General features: G+C 67.5%; 14 protein-coding genes. 2 read left to right on the top strand and 12 right to left on the bottom strand.

All coding sequences use genetic code 11. The annotated features are described in order from the left end of the window. Window positions 1-210: 210 nt before the first annotated feature. The 12 genes from SSPS47_RS22490 to SSPS47_RS22435 all read right to left on the bottom strand — a co-directional run bounded on the left by SSPS47_RS22490 (window position 211) and on the right by SSPS47_RS22435 (window position 17,204). Window positions 211-1,329, bottom strand: coding sequence for a dipeptide ABC transporter ATP-binding protein (locus SSPS47_RS22490; protein WP_164252625.1), 1,119 nt, complete (start codon window positions 1,327-1,329; stop codon window positions 211-213). After that, window positions 1,313-2,296, bottom strand: coding sequence for an ABC transporter ATP-binding protein (locus tag SSPS47_RS22485; protein ID WP_164252624.1), 984 nt, complete (start codon window positions 2,294-2,296; stop codon window positions 1,313-1,315). Before SSPS47_RS22485 ends, SSPS47_RS22490 begins: the two co-directional genes overlap by 17 nt. 11 nt (window positions 2,297-2,307) lie before the next feature. Continuing rightward, the gene (locus SSPS47_RS22480; RefSeq protein ID WP_147874018.1) at window positions 2,308-3,288 is read right to left on the bottom strand and encodes an ABC transporter permease; all 981 of its coding nucleotides are present in this window, start codon (window positions 3,286-3,288) and stop codon (window positions 2,308-2,310) included. After that, window positions 3,281-4,204 carry an ABC transporter permease gene (locus SSPS47_RS22475; protein WP_147874019.1) on the bottom strand — a complete coding sequence of 308 codons (924 nt, stop codon included), beginning with the start codon at window positions 4,202-4,204 and terminating at the stop codon, window positions 3,281-3,283. Before SSPS47_RS22475 ends, SSPS47_RS22480 begins: the two co-directional genes overlap by 8 nt. A gap of 120 nt (window positions 4,205-4,324) precedes the next feature. After that, window positions 4,325-5,956 carry an ABC transporter substrate-binding protein gene (locus SSPS47_RS22470; protein ID WP_164252623.1) on the bottom strand — a complete coding sequence of 544 codons (1,632 nt, stop codon included), beginning with the start codon at window positions 5,954-5,956 and terminating at the stop codon, window positions 4,325-4,327. A 157-nt stretch (window positions 5,957-6,113) separates the two neighbouring features. Continuing rightward, complete coding sequence (locus SSPS47_RS22465; protein ID WP_164252622.1) at window positions 6,114-7,262, bottom strand: dipeptide ABC transporter ATP-binding protein; 1,149 nt, start codon at window positions 7,260-7,262, stop codon at window positions 6,114-6,116. Beyond that, window positions 7,255-8,313 carry an ABC transporter ATP-binding protein gene (locus SSPS47_RS22460; RefSeq protein WP_164252621.1) on the bottom strand — a complete coding sequence of 353 codons (1,059 nt, stop codon included), beginning with the start codon at window positions 8,311-8,313 and terminating at the stop codon, window positions 7,255-7,257. The genes SSPS47_RS22465 and SSPS47_RS22460 overlap by 8 nt, the downstream gene beginning before the upstream one ends. Before the next feature lie 11 nt (window positions 8,314-8,324). Continuing rightward, window positions 8,325-9,242, bottom strand: coding sequence for an ABC transporter permease (locus tag SSPS47_RS22455; protein WP_164254864.1), 918 nt, complete (start codon window positions 9,240-9,242; stop codon window positions 8,325-8,327). 31 nt (window positions 9,243-9,273) lie between these two features. Continuing rightward, on the bottom strand, window positions 9,274-10,203 hold the full coding sequence (locus SSPS47_RS22450; protein ID WP_164252620.1) for an ABC transporter permease: 930 nt from the start codon (window positions 10,201-10,203) through the stop codon (window positions 9,274-9,276). 123 nt (window positions 10,204-10,326) lie between these two features. Further along, window positions 10,327-11,958: an ABC transporter substrate-binding protein gene (locus SSPS47_RS22445; protein WP_164252619.1), complete on the bottom strand. Its 1,632-nt coding sequence runs from the start codon at window positions 11,956-11,958 to the stop codon at window positions 10,327-10,329. 409 nt (window positions 11,959-12,367) lie between these two features. Continuing rightward, window positions 12,368-14,254: a translational GTPase TypA gene (gene typA / locus SSPS47_RS22440; protein ID WP_147874025.1), complete on the bottom strand. Its 1,887-nt coding sequence runs from the start codon at window positions 14,252-14,254 to the stop codon at window positions 12,368-12,370. 334 nt (window positions 14,255-14,588) lie between these two features. Next, window positions 14,589-17,204, bottom strand: a complete 2,616-nt coding sequence (locus SSPS47_RS22435; RefSeq protein ID WP_164254862.1) for an ABC transporter family substrate-binding protein — start codon at window positions 17,202-17,204, stop codon at window positions 14,589-14,591. Between the two features lie 321 nt (window positions 17,205-17,525). Between SSPS47_RS22435 and SSPS47_RS22430 the strand changes: the two genes are divergently transcribed. Together SSPS47_RS22430 and SSPS47_RS22425 are read left to right on the top strand one after the other, a co-directional pair. Continuing rightward, the gene (locus SSPS47_RS22430; protein ID WP_164252618.1) at window positions 17,526-17,765 is read left to right on the top strand and encodes a hypothetical protein; all 240 of its coding nucleotides are present in this window, start codon (window positions 17,526-17,528) and stop codon (window positions 17,763-17,765) included. Window positions 17,766-17,897: 132 nt separating this feature from the next. Further along, a complete protein-coding gene (locus SSPS47_RS22425; RefSeq protein WP_164252617.1) occupies window positions 17,898-18,719 on the top strand; it encodes a hypothetical protein in 822 nt (273 codons plus the stop codon). The last annotated feature ends 17 nt before the right edge of the window (window positions 18,720-18,736 follow it).

The following is an 18,736-nucleotide window of genomic DNA, read 5'->3' as shown; positions in this document are numbered from 1 at the left end:
CTGCGATGGTCCCGGCTGAACGCCGTGGGAACAAGAGCACCAGAGGTACCCCGGAGCCCGCGGCCCGCCCGGCGGGCGACCGGCCGGGACCTCAGGATCCCGGCCGGTCCAACGGCACCCGCACGGCCGTACGTCGACCAATGTGACCCGTCCGTATATCGGCGAAGCGTCGGTGAAGTTTCCTGCGTGTCAACGGAACTGACGTCTCAATCACATCTCCTTGTCCGGATCCTGCCCCTGCTCCCCGCCCTCGCCACCCGCCCCGGGTGCCCCTCCGGCCCCGGCCGTGGTCGGCACCACCTGCCGCTCCTCGGCGAAGTGGCACGCCGAGTCGTGTTCCGCGGGCCCCTCCGTTCCCCGGAAGACGGCGGGCACGGCGAGCAGCGGTACCTCCAGCGCGCACCTCTCCTGCGCCTTCCAGCAGCGGGTACGGAACCGGCAGCCGGACGGCGGATGCGCCGGCGAGGGCACCTCGCCGGTGAGGATGATCCGCTCGCGGCCGGTGCGGGCCGCCGGGTCGGGCACCGGCACCGCGGAGAGCAGCGCCTGTGTGTAGGGATGGGTGGGGTGGTCGTAGATCTGGGTGTCCGTGCCGATCTCGATGATCCGCCCGAGGTACATGACCCCGACGCGGTCGGAGATGTGCCGGACGATCGACAGGTCGTGCGCGATGAAGATGTAGGAGAGGTTGAACTCGTCCTGGAGCTTCTCCATCAGGTTGATGACCTGCGCCTGCACGGACACGTCGAGCGCCGAGACCGGCTCGTCGGCGACGATGACCTCGGGGTTGAGCGCGAGACCGCGGGCGATGCCGATGCGCTGGCGCTGACCGCCGGAGAACTGGTGCGGGTAGCGGTTGATGTACTCCGGGTTGAGGCCGACGACGTCGAGCAGGTCCTGGACCTTGCGCCGCCGGTCGCCCTTCGGTGCCACCTCGGGGTGGATGTCGAAGGGCTCGCCGATGATGTCACCGACGGTCATACGCGGGTTCAGCGAGGTGTACGGGTCCTGGAAGACCATCTGGATGTTCCGGCGCACCGCCTTCAGCGCCCGCCCGGACAGCCGGGTGATGTCCTCGCCCCTGTACCGGATCTCGCCCGCCGTCGGCCGCTCCAGGTTGACCAGCATCCGCGCCACGGTGGACTTCCCGCAGCCGGACTCGCCCACGACACCCAGCGTCTCGCCGGCCGCCAGGTCGAAGGAGACGCCGTCGACCGCCTTGACCGCGCCGATCTGCCTCTTGAAGAGGATTCCCCGGGTGAGCGGGAAGTGTTTGACCAGGTCGCGCACCCGCAGAATGGGTTCGGCGGGTTCAGCCGTCGACGTCATCGAGGGTCTCCCTCCAGAAGAAGCAGGCGCTGCGCCGGTTCTCGTCGACCTCGAAGAGCGGCGGCACGTCCGTACGGCAGATGTCCCGCGCCCTCGGGCAGCGCGGGTTGAAGGCGCAGCCGGCCGGGATGCGCTGGAGGTTGGGTGGCAGGCCCTTGATCGCGTACAGCTCCCGGCCCTTCTGGTCGAGCCGTGGGATGGAGTCGAGCAGACCGCGGGTGTAGGGGTGGGCGGGCGCCTTGTAGATGTCGTGGACGGGGGCGGACTCGACGATCCGGCCCGCGTACATGACCGCGATCTTGTCCGCGACGTCGGCGACGACCCCGAGGTCGTGGGTGATCAGGATCAGCCCCATGCCGAGTTCGCGGCGCAACTCACCCAGCAGCTCCATCACCTGGGCCTGCACGGTCACATCGAGCGCGGTCGTCGGTTCGTCGGCGATGATCAGCGAGGGTTCGAGCGCCATCGCCATGGCGATCATGATGCGCTGGCGCATACCGCCGGAGAACTGGTGGGGGTAGTCGTTCACGCGGTCCTTGGCCGCCGGGATCCGTACCCGGTCCATGAGTTCGACCGACTTCGCCCGCGCGTCCTTGCGGGACGTCCCCTGGTGGACGATGAACATCTCGCCGAGCTGCGCGCCCACGCTGAGCACCGGGTTGAGCGAGGAGAGCGCGTCCTGGAAGATCATCGCCATGTCGGCGCCGCGGATCTTCCGCCGTCGGTCCTCCTTGAGCTTCAGCAGGTCCTGCTCCTTGAAGAGGACTTCGCCGCCCGTGATCCGGCCGGGCGGCATGTCGAGGATGCCCATGATCGCCTGGGCGGTGACGGACTTGCCGGAGCCGGACTCGCCGAGCACCGCGAGTGTCTCGCCCGCGTCGACCGAGTAACTGACTCCGTTGACCGCCTTCACGACGCCGTCGCGGGTGTGGAACTCCACCTGCAGATCGCGCACTTCGAGCAACATGGACGGGCTCCTCAGCGCAGCTTGGGGTCGAGGGCGTCGCGCACCGCGTCGCCGAGCATGATGAAGGCGAGCACGGTGACGGCCAGGGCACCGGCGGGCCACAGCAGCATGTGCGGGGCGTTGCGGATGAACTTCGACGCGTCGGAGATGTCGATGCCCCAGGACACGGAGGGCGGTTTGAGGCCCACGCCGAGGTAGGACAGGGTCGCCTCCAGCGCGATGTACGTGCCGAGCGCGATGGTCGCCACCACGATGACCGGGGCGACGGCGTTGGGCAGGACGTGACGCAGCATCATCCGGGAGTTAGAGGCGCCGAGGGCGCGCGCCGCCTGGACGAAGTCGTTCTGTTTGATGGTGATGACGGAGCCGCGGGCGATCCGGGAGATCTGCGGCCAGCCGAGCAGCACCATGAATCCGATGACGGGCCAGACGGTGGAGCTGGTGACGACGGAGAGCAGGACGAGGCCGCCGAGCACCACGGGGATGCCGAAGAAGATGTCGGTGACGCGGGAGAGGATCGCGTCCCAGAAGCCGCCGAAGAAGCCGGCCAGCCCGCCGAGGGCGGTCCCGACGAGCGCGACGCCGAGGGTGGCGCAGACGCCGACGGTGACCGAGGCACGGGCGCCGTAGACGGTACGGGTGTAGACGTCGCAGCCCTGTGCGGTGAACCCGAAGGGGTGGCCGGGCTGGGACCCCTCCTGCGCCTTGGCGAGGTCGCAGGAGAGCGGGTTGCCGGAGGCGATCAGCTGGGGCCAGATCGCGATGACGACCAGGAAGACGATGACGAGGCCCGAGATGATGAAGACCGGGTTGCGGCGCAGATCGCGCCAGGCGTCGGACCAGAGGCTGCGGGGCTTCTCCCCGGGCCCCTTGCCGTCGCCCTGGTCGAGCCCTTCGAGCTCGGCGCCGTCGCTCGTGGCGAGGTCCATCGAGCCGCCGAAGCCGGTCGGCGCGATGGCTCCCTCGTCCTCGGGGGGAGTTGTCTCAGGCATAGCGGATCCTCGGGTCGAGTACGGCGTAGAGAAGGTCGACCAGCAGGTTCGCGAGGAGGAAGACGATGACGAGGATCGTCACGAAGCCGACGACGGTCTGGGTGTTCTGGCGGAGGATGCCCTGGTAGAGCTGGTAGCCGACGCCGTGGATGTTGAAGATCCGCTCGGTGACGATCGCGCCGCCCATCAGTGCGCCGACGTCGGTGCCGATGAAGGTGATCACGGGGATCAGTGAGTTGCGCAGCAGATGCCGGGTGATCACCCGGTGCCTCGGCAGGCCCTTGGCGACGGCGGTGCGCACGTAGTCGGAGCGGGTGTTCTCGGCGATGGACGTGCGGCTGAGCCGGGTGACGTAGGCCAGTGACACGGAGGCCAGTACGAGGCCCGGCACGATGAGTTCGCCGAGCGGGGCGGCGGAGGACACCGACGGGGAGATGACGTTCCACTTCACCCCTAGGAGGAGCTGAACGATCAGGCCGGTCACGAAGGTCGGTACGGAGATGACGACCAGGGTCAGGAGCAGGACGCCGCTGTCGACCGGCCGCCCGCGCCGCAGTCCGGTCAGCACGCCGAGCGTGATGCCGATGATGATCTCGAAGACGATCGCGACGATCGTCAGTCTGATGGTGATCGGGAAGGCGGTGGCCATCAGCTCGGTGACCTTCTGGCCGTTGAAGGCCGTCCCGAAGTCACCGGTGAAGACGTTGCCCATGTAGGTGAGGTATTGCTGCCACACCGGCTTGTCGAGACCGAACTCGGAGCGCAGCTGGGCGGCGGTCGCCGGGTCGCACTGCCGCTCGCCGCACAGGCCCGCGATGGGGTCGCCCATCACGTTGACCATGAGGAAGATCAGCAGAGTGGCGCCGATGAAGACCGGGATCATCTGGAGCAGACGCCGGATCACATAACGTCCCATGAAGGGCTCCGGGGGTCGTGGTCGGGCCTGGGGCCCGGCGGAAAATGCCGTACGGCCCGGCGGGGGAAATGGACCGCGGCCCGGCGCGGGAGGGGTGCGCCGGGCCTGACGACTCCGGCGTCAGCTGACCTTGATCTCGTTGTAGACGGGGACGCTGAACGGGTTCAGCTCCACGTTGCTCAGCCGCTCCGAGTAGCCGGCGCTGCCGTTCTGGTACCAGAGCGGGATGGCGGCCATGTTGTCCCGTACGACACCCTCGGCCTGCTGGAACTTCTTGATCGCGGTCTGGGTGTCGCTCTCGGCGTTGGCCTCGTTGACGAGCTTGTCGAACTCGGCGTTGGTCCACTTGCCGTCGTTGGACGAGGCGTTGGTGAAGTAGAGCGGCTGGAGGAAGTTCTGGATCAGCGGGTAGTCCATCTGCCAGCCGGCCCGGAAGGGGCCGGGCATCTTCTGCTGGGTGATCTGGCTGCGGAAGTCGGCGAAGGTGCCGATGGGCCGGCCGACGCACGCCCGGTCGTTGCCGAGCGTGTTGTTGATGCTGTTGCAGACGGCGTCGATCCAGTCCTTGTGCGAGCCGGTGTCCGCGTTGTACGTGAGCTGGATCCGGCCGCCGGGGAGGCCGCCGCCGTCTGCGATCATCTTCTTCGCGGCGGCGGGGTCGTATTCGCACGCCTTGCCGCAGAGTCCGGCCTGGTAGCCGCCGTCCTTGCCGAGCACCGGGGAGGTCCAGTCGGTGGCCGGGGTGCGGGTCTTCTGGAAGATCGTTTCGGTGATCTGCTTGCGGTTGATCGCCATCGAGAGGCCGGTGCGGACCTTCTGCGCGTCCGGGGTGTTCCACGCCTTGTCGTAGTACGGGAAGGCGAGGGTCTGGATGATGCCCGCGGGGGTGTTGATGTAGCGGGATCCGAGGTCGGCGGGCGCGTTCTTGAGCTGGGAGGCCGGGACGTCGTCGACGAGGTCCAGGTTGCCCGCCGTCAGGTCGGTGTAGGCGGTGTTGTTGTCGGTGTAGACCTTGAGGTCCACGCCGCCGTTCTGCGCCTTGTCCGGCCCCGGGTACTTGTCCCACTTGCGCAGGGACATCTGGGAGCCCTTGGTGTACGAGTCGATGGTGTACGGACCGTTGCCGACCGGCTTGGAGAGCCAGCCCGCGTGGTCCTTGAAGAACGCGGAGGGCAGCGGCGCGAACGCGGCGTACCCGAGGGTGTCCGGCCAGGTGGAGAACTTCTGGGAGAGCTTGACGGTGAAGGTCTGGGGGCCGGTGACCTTGAGTCCGGAGAGCGCGGTGGCGGTGGGCTTGCCCGAGTCGGGGTGGACGGCCGTATAGCCGTCGATCTGGCCGAAGAAGTAGGCGTTGCGCTGGTTGTTCGTCAGGTTCGCGCCGTAGTTCCAGGCGTCCACGAAGGACTTCGCGGTGACCTTCTCGCCGTTGCTGAAGGTCCAGCCGTCCTTCACCGTGATCTTGAAGTTCGTCGAGTCGGTCGTCTCGATCTTCTCGGCGAGCATGTTCTCGGCCTTGGCGTTCTCCGGGTTGTACCGTTTCAGTCCCCTGAAGACCATGTCGAGGACCTTGCCGCCCTGGACCTCGTTCGTGTTGGCGGGCTCCAGCGGGTTCTGCGGATCGCCCCAGGACGAGCTCAGCACCCCGTCCGCGCCACCCCCGCTGCCGCTCCCACCGCCGCCACCGCAGGCTGTCGCCGTGAGGGCGACGGCGAGCGCACCGGCGGCCAACCTGGCGTGTGTGGCTCGGCGCATGGAGTTCCTCCTGAGTCCCGAATGTCACTTAGGCCCAAATATCACTCCCTTTCAGATTCCGCGCATTTATTGGGCGCCCGTGCGTGGACACGACGGAGGCCCGGACCGTGTACGGTCCGGGCCTCTCGTCGTTCACCGACGGCGTCTCAGGGGCGTCTCACACGGCGTGGACGACGTCCTTCTCCTCGGCGAAGTGGCAGGCCGATTCGTGCGCCGCCGGAGTGGTCGAGGCGACGAAGCGCTCGGGGATCGCCAGCAGCGGGACCTCCTTGGCGCACTTGTCCTCGGCCTTCCAGCAGCGGGTGCGGAAGCGGCAGCCGGACGGCGGGTTCGCCGGGGACGGCACGTCGCCGGTGAGGATGATCCGCTCGCGGCCGGTACGGGCCTCCGGGTCGGGCACCGGCACCGCGGAGAGCAGCGCCTGCGTGTAGGGGTGCGTCGGGTGGTCGTAGATCTGGGTGTCCGTACCGATCTCGGCCATCTTGCCGAGGTACATGACACCGACGCGGTCCGAGATGTGCCGGACGATCGACAGGTCGTGCGCGATGAAGATGTAGGAGAGGTTGAACTCGTCCTGGAGCTTCTCCATCAGGTTGATGACCTGCGCCTGCACGGACACGTCGAGCGCCGAGACCGGCTCGTCGCAGATGATGACCTCGGGGTTGAGCGCGAGACCGCGGGCGATGCCGATGCGCTGGCGCTGACCGCCGGAGAACTGGTGCGGGTAGCGGTTGATGTACTCCGGGTTGAGGCCGACGACGTCGAGCAGGTCCTGGACCTTGCGCCGCCGGTCGCCCTTCGGTGCCACCTCGGGGTGGATGTCGAAGGGCTCGCCGATGATGTCACCGACGGTCATACGCGGGTTCAGCGAGGTGTACGGGTCCTGGAAGACCATCTGGATGTTCCGGCGCACCGCCTTCAGCGCCCGCCCGGACAGCCGGGTGATGTCCTGGCCCTTGAAGAAGACCTCGCCCGCGGTGGCCGTCTCCAGCGTCATCAGCAGCCGGGCGACCGTGGACTTGCCACAGCCCGACTCGCCCACGATGCCCAGCGTCTCGCCCTGGTAGAGGTCGAACGAGATGCCGTCGACGGCCTTGACCGCGCCGATCTGCTTCTTGAACAGGATGCCCTGGGTCAGCGGGAAGTGCTTGACCAGGTTGCGCACCTGGAGGATCGGCTCCCCGCGCTCGGCCGGCGCCTCGATGGCGGCGACGGACTCCTCGACCGTGGCGGCGTCGGCCGTCTCGATCCCGGTGACGTTCGGGGTCGCGTCCATGGAGTCGTCTTTCCTGGTCGACTCAGCCATGGATCGTCTCCTTCCAGAAGTGGCACGCGCTGCCGCGGCCCGGCAGCTCGCCGCCGTCCCGCTCGGTGACGGGAAGCAGCGCCGGGATGTCCGTACGGCAGATGTCCTGCGCCGACGGGCAGCGCGGGTTGAAGGCGCAACCGGACGGAATCCGCGTGAGGTTGGGCGGCAGGCCCTTGATCGCGTAGAGCTCCTGGCCCTTCTGGTCCAGGCGCGGGATCGAGTCCAGCAGACCGCGGGCGTACGGGTGCGCGGGGCGCTTGTACAGCTCGTGCACGGGGGCGGTCTCCACGATCCGTCCCGCGTACATGACCGCGATCTTGTCCGCGACGTCGGCGACCACGCCGAGGTCGTGGGTGATCAGGATCAGGCCCATGTTGTACTCGCGCTGCAGCTCCGCCAGCAGGTCCATGACCTGCGCCTGGACCGTCACGTCCAGCGCGGTGGTCGGCTCGTCCGCGATGATCAGATCGGGCTCCAGGGCGAGCGCCATCGCGATCATGATGCGCTGGCGCATACCGCCGGAGAACTGGTGCGGGTAGTCGTTGACCCGCTCCTTCGACGCCGGGATGCGCACGCGGTCCATCAGCTCGACGGACTTGGCCTTGGCCTCCTTCTTGGAGAGGCCCTGGTGCACGCGGAACATCTCGCCGAGCTGGTAGCCGACGGAGAGCACCGGGTTGAGCGAGGACAGCGCGTCCTGGAAGATCATCGCGATCTTCCGGCCGCGGATGAGCCGCCGCTCCTCGCTGCCCATCTTGAGCATGTCCTCGCCGCGGAAGAGGATCTCCCCGCGGGGAATGCTCCCCGGCGGCATGTCCAGGATGCCCATGATCGCCTGCGCGGTCACGGACTTGCCGGAGCCGGACTCGCCGAGCACGGCGAGGGTCTCACCGGCGCTGACGCTGTAGTTGACTCCGTTGACCGCCTTGGCCACACCGTCACGGGTGTGGAACTCCACGTGCAGGTCACGGACTTCGAGCAGCGGGGTGCCACTGGCACCCGAACCGCGGGGAGAAGGAACGTCCGCCGTCTTGTCGATGATGGTCATGTACGCCTCCCTCAGCGCAGTTTCGGGTCGAGGGCGTTGCGTACCGCATCGCCGAGCATGATGAACGCCAGGACGGTGATCGACACCATGACCGACGGGATGATCAGGACGAACGCGGCGTTGCGCAGCTGCTCCTGGCCCGACGAGATGTCGACGCCCCACGAGACGGTGGGCTCGGCGAGGCCGATTCCCAGGAACGACAGCGTGGCCTCGGCCGAGATGTAACCGCCGAGGGCGATGGTCGCCACCACGATCACCGGGGCGATCGCGTTGGGCATGATGTGCCGGAGCAGGATGCGGGTGGTCGAGGCGCCGAGCGCCTTGGCCGCCATCACGTAGTCGGCCTGCTTGATGGTGAGCACCGATCCGCGGGCGACACGGGCTATCTGTGTCCAGCCCAGGAAGGCCAGCGCCAGGATCACGACCCAGACGTGACGGTCCTCGAACGAGGTCAGGACGACCATCGCGCCGAGGATGAAGGGGACACCGAAGAAGATGTCGGTGATCCGGGACAGCAGGGAGTCGATCCAGCCGCCGAAGTAGCCGGCGAGCATGCCGACGACGGTGCCGAGCACCGTGACCAGCAGGGTGACGACCAGCGCGACGGTGATCGAGGCGCGGGCGCCGTAGACGATGCGCGCGTAGATCGACCGGCCCTGGATGTCGTACCCGAACCAGTCCTCCGCGAAGAAGTTGCCCCACTTGGGCTTCTGCAGATAGTGGTTGGCCAGGTCGGCGTAGCGCGGGTCGGCACTGGTGAACCACCCCGGGAAGACCGCCATGGTCAGCAGGAAGACGATCAGCAGGCCGGAGACGACGAACAGCGGGTTGCGCCGCAGGTCGTGCCAGGCGTCCGACCAGAGGCTGCGGGGCTTGCCCACCTTGCCGTCGGCGGGTTCTGTCGTCGGAGCGTCCATCGGTTCGCCCATGCCGGGCTCGGTGACGGTGTCCTTGAGTGCCTCAGGCATAACGGATCCTCGGGTCCAGGACCGCGTAGAGCAGGTCGACGAGCAGACTGGCGACGAGATAGACGACCACGATGAGGGTCACGATGCCCACGACCGTGGCGCCCTCGCGGTGCTTCAGCGCGTCGAAGACGTTCCAGCCGACACCCTTGACGTTGAAGATGCCTTCGGTGACGACCGCGCCGCCCAGCAGGGCGCCGAGGTCGGTGCCGAGGAACGTCACCACCGGGATCATGGAATTGCGCATCAGGTGCACACCGATGACGCGGCGGCGGGGCAGGCCCTTGGCCACGGCGGTGCGCATGTAGTCGGCGCGCAGGTTCTCGGCGACCGAGGTACGGGTGAGGCGGGCCACGTAGGCCAGCGACAGCGAGCCGAGCACGACGGCGGGCAGGAACAACTCGTCCCAGTTCGCCTCGGCGCTCACGTTCGGGTCCACCCAGCCGAGTTGGAAGGCGAAGAAGTACTGGCCGAGGAAGCCGAGTACGAAGGAGGGAACAGAGATCAGCAGGAGCGTCAGGACGAGCAGTCCCCGGTCACGGAGCTGGTCGGCCTTGAGTCCGGCGAAGACGCCCATGGAGATGCCCACGAGCACGGTGAAGGTGAAGGCGAACAGGGTCAGTCTGACCGTGATCGGGAACGCCTCCGAGATGATGTCGGCGACGGGTCTGCCGCTGGCGATCTGGGTGCCGAAGTCACCCTGGAACAGGCCGATGAGGTAGTTCCAGTACTGGTGCCAGAGCGGCAGATCGAGACCGAGATTCTTCTTCATGGCCGCGATCTGGGCGGGATCGACCGTCTGCTCTCCGGCGAGCGCGCGCACGGGGTCACCGGGCAGGGCGTACATCATGGAGAAGACCAGCAAGGTTGACCCGAGGAAGACCGGGATCATCTGGAGCAGTCGCCGCGCGACATAACGCCCCATGTTTGCCTCCGAATGGATAACGACAGCCCCGGGGGCCGCTCCCGATTGCTCGTGGAACGGCCCCGGGGACTCACCGCCAGTTAGCGGCTGATGGCCGAGTGGGGGGGTTGGCCCTCGGGCTGGTTACTTGGCAACCGTGACTTCGGTGATGTTGTAGTCACCGTGGAAGTCGACCGTCACGTTGTCCACAGCCTTGGAGTAACCACCGTTGGTCTTGTACTCCCACAGCGGGATCGCCGGCATCTTGGTCAGAAGCAGCTTCTCGGCCTCCTGGTAAGCCGCGATCGACTCGTCCAGGGTGGCGGCGTTGTCGCCCTTCTTGAACGCGGCGTCGACCGCCTTGTCGGAGAACCGGCCGTTGTTCGCCTCGGCGGTGGTGCCGTACAGCTCCCGCATGAAGTTGACGTTCAGCGGGTAGTCGGCCACCCAGCCACCGCGGTACATCGACTTGACCTGGTCGTTGTCACGCGCTTCCAGGTCGGTCTGGAAGTCGGGCTTGGCGTCCGGGACGCAGTCCACGCCGGTGGAGTTGCGGATGGACTCGCAGACCGCGGTCACCCACTCCTTGTGGCCGCCGTCGGCGTTGTACTGGATCCAGATCTTGTTGCCCGGAACGCCGCCGCCCTCGGTCACGAGGGACTTGGCCTTCGCGGCGTCGAACGAGAAGACGTCCGTGCCCAGGTCCTGGTTGCCGACCACGCCGGGGGGCGTGAAGCTGGTGGCGGGCTTGCGGGTGCCGTTGAGGACGGTCTTGGTGATCGTGTCGCGGTCGATCCCCATGGACAGACCCTGGAGGACCTTCGGGTCGATGTCCTTGAACGTCTTCGAGTAGAAGGTCGGCACGAGGCTCTGGACGGCCGCGTACGGCTGGTCGATCGCGCGGTCGCCGAGGTCCTGCTTGTACTTCGGCAGGTCCTTCGGGCCGACCTGGCGGATCATGTCCAGGTTGCCGGAGAGGAGGTCCTGGTACGCGGCCTCGATGGTCGCGTAGTTCTTGAAGAGGACACCCTTGTTCTTGGCCTTGTTCGGGCCCTGGTAGTCAGGGTTGGCCTTGACCCGGATGAGCTTCTTGTGGTCCCACTTCTCGAAGATGTAGGGACCGTTGCCGACCGGCGCCTGGCCGAACGCCTTGGTGTCCTTGTAGAACACCTCGGGCAGCGGCGCGAAGGTCGCGTAGCCGAGCTTGTACTCGAAGTACGGCACCGGGCCGCTCAGCTCGATGGTGAAGGTGTTGTCGTCGACGACCTTCAGGCCCGACATCTCCTCGGACTTCGGGTCACCCTTCTCCGGGTGGACGTCCGCGTAGCCGGCGATGTCCTCGAACCAGAAGGCGTTCTGCTGGTTGTTCTTGATGTTGGCGTACCAGTTCCACGCCTTGACGTACGACTCAGCGGTGACGGGGGTGCCGTCGTGGAACTTCCAGCCCTGCTTGAGCTTGACCGTCCAGGTCTTGGAGTCCGTCGTCTTCACCGACTCGGCGTTCGTGTAGACGATCTTGCCCTGCGCGTCGAAGTCCAGCAGCTGGGTGAAGACCGACTGGATCACGTAGCTGCCGAGCGACTCGTTGGTGTCGGCCGGGATCAGCGGCTTCTGCGGCTCGCCGACGTCGATGGAGACATAGCCCGCGGGCTTGCCCTTCTCCTTCGATGCCGCCTCGCCGTTGCCGTCGTCGTCTCCGCCGCCACCACAGGCCGTCGCCGCAAGAGCCACGACTATCGCGCCGACTACCCACTTGGCGCTCTTGGCACCGCGCATGGGTTCCTCCTCATGAGTCCGTTAGTCACAAACAAGAGGGGCTTGTCTACGCGCGCTGACACCCCTGGCAGCGGGCTCGACAGATACCCCGAGTGCGCTCGTGAGTCGGCGCTCCCCATCGCGCATGACCCATTGACCCGAGCTCAATGGAGCCAACTATTAAGTACGGCTCGGCTGTAAACCACACTTAGAGCGTCTCGGTTTGACAACATCGAAGTGCCCCCACAGCCCGAAATCCGGACAAACTGAGCACAGACAGACACCCGCGAAACGGACCGTTAACCCATGTTCCGGATAGCGGAGGCCGATATCCGGACACTCGGCCGGGGAAAACGGTTTGACGAACGGCCCGGCCCGCCGCATCTTTCACGGTGGGCCGGGCCGTCGGATCACTCCCGCCGACAGCGGGTCAGCGCTTGGCGCGCGAGGCCGCGCGGCCTCGCTCCTTCTGGTCCAGGACGACCTTACGGATCCGGACCGTCTCCGGGGTCACTTCGATGCACTCGTCGTCGCGGCAGAACTCCAGGGACTGCTCCAGCGACAGCCTGCGCGGCGGCACCACGTTCTCCGTCGTGTCGGCGGAGGCCGCGCGCATGTTGGTGAGCTTCTTCTCCTTGGTGATGTTCACGTCCATGTCGTCGGCGCGCGAGTTCTCACCGATGATCATGCCCTCGTACACCTCGGTGCCGGGCTCGGTGAAGATGACACCGCGCTCCTGGAGGTTGACCATCGCGAACGGTGTCACCGAACCGGACCGGTCGGCGACGAGCGAGCCGTTGTTACGGGTCCGCAGCTCGCCGAACCACGGCTCGTGGCCCTCGAAGATCGAGTGCGCGATACCGGTGCCCCGGGTCTGGGTGAGGAACTCCGTACGGAAGCCGATGAGTCCGCGGGACGGCACGATCCACTCCATCCGGATCCAGCCCGACCCGTGGTTGGTCATGGTCTCCATCCGGCCCTTGCGGGTCGCCATCAGCTGCGTGATCGCGCCCAGGTGCTCCTCGGGGCAGTCGATCGTCATGCGCTCGATCGGCTCGTGCAGCTTGCCGTCGACGTCCTTGGTGACCACCTCGGGCTTGCCGACGGTCAGTTCGAAGCCCTCGCGGCGCATCTGCTCGACCAGGATGGCCAGCGCCAGCTCACCGCGGCCCTGCACCTCCCAGGCGTCGGGGCGCTCGGTGTCCAGGACGCGCAGCGAGACGTTACCGATCAGCTCACGGTCCAGCCGGTCCTTCACCTGACGGGCGGTGACCTTGTGGCCCTTGCCGCCCTTGCCGACGAGCGGCGAGGTGTTCGTACCGATGGTCATCGAGATGGCCGGCTCGTCCACCGTGATCAGCGGCAGCGCAATCGGGTTCTCCAGGTCGGCCAGGGTCTCGCCGATCATGATGTCCGGGATACCGGCGATGGCGCAGATGTCGCCGGGGCCCGCCTTCTCGGCCGGCTTGCGGGTGAGCGCCTCGGTCATCAGCAGCTCGGTGATGCGGACGTTGGACATCGTGCCGTCGCGCTTGATCCACGTGACGGTCTGCCCCTTCTTCAGCTCGCCCTGCTCGACGCGGCACAGCGCGATACGGCCGAGGAAGTTGTCGGCGTCCAGGTTGGTGACATGGGCCTGGAGCGGCGCTTCCTCGTCGTACACCGGAGCGGGGACGCTGCCCAGGATCGTGCTGAAGAAAGGCTCCAGGTTGGTGCTGTCCGCCGGGACCGTGCCGTCCTCGGGCTTGGTCAGCGAGGCGACGCCGTCACGTGCGCAGGCGTAGACGATCGGGAACTCGATCTGGTCCTCGTCCGCGTCCAGGTCGAGGAAGAGGTCGTACGTCTCGTCCACGACCTCGGCGATACGGGCGTCGGGCCGGTCGGTCTTGTTGATGCACAGGATCACGGGGAGCCGGGCCGACAGCGCCTTGCGCAGCACGAAACGGGTCTGCGGCAGCGGGCCCTCGGAGGCGTCGACGAGCAGGACGACCGCGTCGACCATCGACAGGCCTCGCTCGACCTCGCCGCCGAAGTCGGCGTGGCCCGGGGTGTCGATGATGTTGATCGTGACCAGGTTCGGGATGTCACCTGTACCGCCCTCCTTGGGGTGGTACTTCACCGCCGTGTTCTTGGCGAGGATCGTGATGCCCTTCTCACGCTCCAGGTCGTTCGAGTCCATCATCCGGTCGTCGAGGTGCTCGGCGGCGTGCGCGGCGAAGGCGCCGGCCTGCTTCAGCATGGCGTCGACCAGAGTGGTCTTGCCATGGTCGACGTGGGCGACGATGGCGACGTTACGGATGTCGTGGCGCGTGGGCATGCTGGCTGGCGCTTCTCTCGATCGTGGGATGCGGCGTTTCTTCCTCGTACGCCTGCCGGGCGGACACGCCACGGCCGTACCCATCGTACGGGGCTGGCGCGTCCGGGGCTTCCGGGGCCGATCCGGCAAGGGGCGGGGGCGCTCGCGAGCACGGGCGGAGGGTGCTGGTGGGGCGGCCGGTGGCGGGTACTGCGGGGTGTGGAATCGCCCGGGTCAGGGGGTCCACACGATCTTGCCCGCCGGGAGGCCCGGCGGGCAAGTAAATCGTCTGGCTTTCTGGGTCTGACCTGCTGGTTCTCTCCGATTCTTCTTCTGTGCTACCGCTGTCCTTCTACTACTCGTCGCTTTCGGACTCCGCCGCTTCGGGCTTCCCGGTCTGCTCCGCCCGCTCCGTCTGCCCCGACTTCTCGGGCCCCGCCGACTTCTCGGTCTTCTCCGGGCCGCTCTTGGCGCTGCCCTTGAAGCCGATGTCCTCGTAGCGCGGGGAGGCGAAGGCGAAGGCGCCGGCGTTGGCCACGGAAGGCTTGGCCGCGACGAGCTGCGGGCGCTGGTAGAGGGGGATGGACCCGGCCGCCGCCCAGATGCGTGCGTCGGCCTGCCTCAGCAGATCGCGGGCCGCCTTCTCGTCCAGCTCGGAGGCGGCCTGGTCGAAGAGCTGGTTGATGTGGTCCGTACCGACGCGGGTGTAGTTCTGCTCGACCAGCAGTGAGCCGTCGGAGGCCGGGACGGGCTTGGCGTAGATCGGCCGGCCGTCGGTCGCGGGGTAGGCCGTCGCGGGCCACGAGTACAGGGCGAGGTCGTAGTCGCCCGAGGCGATGTGGTCCTTGAAGTAGTTGGCGTCGGCGACCTTGGTGATCTCCGTACGGATGCCGATGCGGTCGAGCATGCGCGCGATCTTCTCGCCGACGGTACGCAGCTGCTCGGAGCCGGAGCCCGAGGGGAGGACGAAGCGCAGGGTGAGCGGCTTGCCGTCCTTGGCGAGCGGGCCGGGCAGGGCGGAGGCCGACGCGGACGTGGAAGCGGACGTGGAAGCGGACGTGGAAGCAGAAGCGGACGCCGAGGTCGACGCGGACGCCGAGGGGGAGGCCGAGGCGGAGGAGGACGGGGCCGCGGTGCCGCTCGGGGCGTACGCGCCGGCCATCCCACCGCCCGGCTGCCGGTCCTGGGCGTTGACGTCCGAGTCCGCCAGGGACTCGATGTGGCGCGTCAGGACCGCGCGCTGGAACGCGGTGCCGAGGGCCGGGGCGATGACGCCCGTACCGGTCCCGGAGACGAGGGTGCCCCGTGCGGGCTTGTTGTCTCCGACGATGTACGCGCCTTCGTCAAAGGCGCTGTCCGAATCACTCTCGGAGCCGCTCTCGGAGGCACTGTCCGAGGGGCTGTCCGAGGGGCTGTCCGAGGCACTCTCGGAGCCCGAACCGGATCCGGGTTCCGGCGCGTCGGTTACCGTCTCCTCTGCCGTGTCCTTCTTCGTGGCCTCCCCGTTCCCGTCCTTGTCCTTGTCCTTGTCCTTCTCCTTCTCCTTCTCCTTGTCCTTCTCCTTGTCGGCGTCGGCCTCGCTCCCGGCCTTCGTCCCGTCGTCCTTCTTCAGCGGGCCGCCGGGCACCCAGCCCGCGTCGGCGAGCAGCCCCTGCGCCTCCTGTGTGTTCTGCTCCCCGAGCGCGTCACTGCTGTCGGCGTACGCGTGCTGTCCTGCCAGCGCCAGATGGCTGCCGGGCGGGTTCGCCGGCAGGCCGAGCGGCTTCAGTACGGCGTCGGCCAGCTTCTGCCGGTCGAGCGCGCGGGCGACGGCACGCCGTACGCGCTCGTCGGCGAGCGGTCCGGTCTCCCCGTTGAGCGCGAGCTGGGTGAAGGCGGGCTCCAGGGACTTCCGTACGACGTAGGCCCGCAACCCCTTCTGCTCCTTGGTGTACTTCGCGAGCGCCTCGTTGGCCTTCTTGCGCGTCGCCCGCGCGGCCTCGGCCTTCTCGTCGTCGGAGTCGCCCCCGGCGGACGGCGACGCGGCTCCGGGCCCCGGCCCGGTGCCGGACTGCGGTCCCGCTCCGCCCTTCTTGTCGTGGGCGGCCTTCTTGATCCGCTCCGCCACGGGGCTGTCGATCTCGGCGAGGTCGAGGGTGCCTTCGGCGAGGGCGGCGGCGCGCTTGTCACGCGACACGGCGCTCAGCACGATCGAGTCGAGCTTCGGCCGCGCGCCCCACCAGCGGGGGTTGCGGACGAGCGTCACCTGGCGGTCCTCCCGGTCCAGCTTTTTGAGCTGGAAGGGCCCCGCCGTCGCCTTGAGCTTGTTGCGCGCGCCGTCGTTGAACGCGTTCGGCGCCCCCATCACGTCCTTCGGGTACAGCGGGCTGAAGAGGCCCCTCCAGTCGGCGTACGGCTTGTTGAAAGTGACCCTGACCTCAAGGTCGTTCGCGCCGCGCTCGATCTTCTGGATCCGCTCGTACCCGGCGTTGCGCGCGGTCCAGTACGCGGAGTCCTTGCCGCTCAGCGCGCGCCACTGGGCCACGAAGTCCGGTGCGCCGAGCTCGCGTCCGTCGCTCCACACCGCCTGCTGGTTCAGCTTGTAGAGCACGACCTGCTTGGGCTCGCGCTCGACGATCTTCGCCGACTCCAGATAGTCCGGGTTGCGCTGCGGACGGCCGGTCTTGTCCAGGGTGAAGAGGGAGGGCAGTACGGCTCCGGCGACGCGCGACGTCGTGGCATCGGCGTCCGCCTGGAAGGTGTTGAGGGTCGTGGGCACCGTATCGACGGCCCAGCGCAGCGTGCCCCCGTCCGCGATCCGGTCCCGTGCCGCCGGCCCGACGTCCTGAGCGGCGGCCGGGACCTCGCTCCGCTCGTCACCCGAGCTGCACGAGGCGAGCGCGGGCAGAGCGAGCACACCGGTGGTGATTAGTGCGACGGAACGGGTGGTCCGGGAGCATGTCCTCCCGCGTGGGGCGCCGACCTTGGACATCGCCTCTACCTCTTCGTCCTGTTTGTGGAATTTATAGATGATCACACCTATTGCCCACCCACTGAAGAGGACCGATTCCCGCCAATCGCGGCGACACGGCGGCCGCGTGCCCGAAACCCACCCGTACGGCGCAACGCGAAGCGCCACACAGCCCTGTCGAAAGAGCGAAAATGGAGAGGCGCGACATCAACGACGCGGAGCGCACGGCTGAGGTATGCGCCGGGAATCCCTGCACGTCCCTTCACAAGCGGGGATGTGACAAGCGACACTCGCAGGCGCGTTACCGATGGCATCGCTCCCCTGCGGAAGTGAGGGCAAGTCATGTCCCAGCCGGAAGATCTGACAGCAGTCCACCGTCGTATCGATGAGCTCGTCCAACGCGTGGCGGACCTGGAGCGGACGGTCGTCCGGCTGAACGAAGCCGTACCGGCCGCGCCTTCGAGGCCCGCCCCCAAGGACCGTCCTGAAGTCGTCACCATCCCCGACGCGCCGTACAACGCGGCGCTGTGGACGGACTCCGACGACGAGGGCCTGGGGCTGCGGGACCGGCGCGCGCCCTAGCCGGGCGCCCCACCACGACCGCACCCGAGCGCCGACGCGCACCGCACGGAACCACCTGTCATCACTCGCCATCATCCGCCCGGCCCTTCGACCCCCCACCCGATCCCACTCCATCTCCATACGGAGTTTTCGTTGGCAACAGGCACGGAACGACCCCAACTGAGTACGGGCGTGCACGACAAGTCGCGTGCCGCCATCCCCGCCCGCCACCTGCGGACCGACCGCTGGTGGCTGGCGCCCGCCGCCACGGCGGCCGGGCTTCTCGCCTTCGTCGTCTACTCGACCTGGCGGGCGTTCGGCAACGCCCACTACTACGCGGCGCCGTACGTCTCACCGTTCTACTCGCCCTGCCTCGCGGAGAATTGCGAGCCGATGAAGAGCGGCCCCAACCTGGAGATCTTCGGCAGCTGGTGGGGTCTCTCCCCCGCGCTGATCATCCTGATCTTCCCGCTCGGCTTCCGCATGACCTGCTACTACTACCGCAAGGCGTACTACCGGGGCTTCTGGGCATCGCCGCCCGCCTGCGCCGTGGCGGAACCGCACAAGAAGTACTCCGGCGAGACCCGCTTCCCGCTGCTCCTGCAGAACCTCCACCGGTACTTCTTCTACGCGGCCGTCCCGGTGGCGGTCATCCTCACGTACGACACGGTGCTCGCCTTCCGGAACTCGGACTACGAGTGGGGCCACATGGGCCTCGGCACGATCATCATGATCGTCAACATCGTGCTGATCTGGGCGTACACCCTCTCCTGCCACTCCTGCCGTCATGTCATCGGCGGCAAGCTGAAGCACTTCTCCAAGCATCCGGTGCGCTACCGGCTCTGGGGCTGGGTCGGGAAGCTGAATCACCGTCATATGCAGCTCGCCTGGGCCTCTTTGATCAGCGTCGCCCTCGCCGACTTCTATGTGTATCTGCTCGCGAGCGGGGTCTTCGACGATCCGCGCCTCTTTTAGTGCTAGGGAGAGCCTTC

Origin of the sequence: Streptomyces sp. S4.7 (assembly GCF_010384365.1) — a bacterium.
GTDB lineage: Bacteria > Actinomycetota > Actinomycetes > Streptomycetales > Streptomycetaceae > Streptomyces.
Note: the sequence above shows the minus strand (reverse complement) of the source record. Positions and strands in the feature narration are given on the sequence as shown.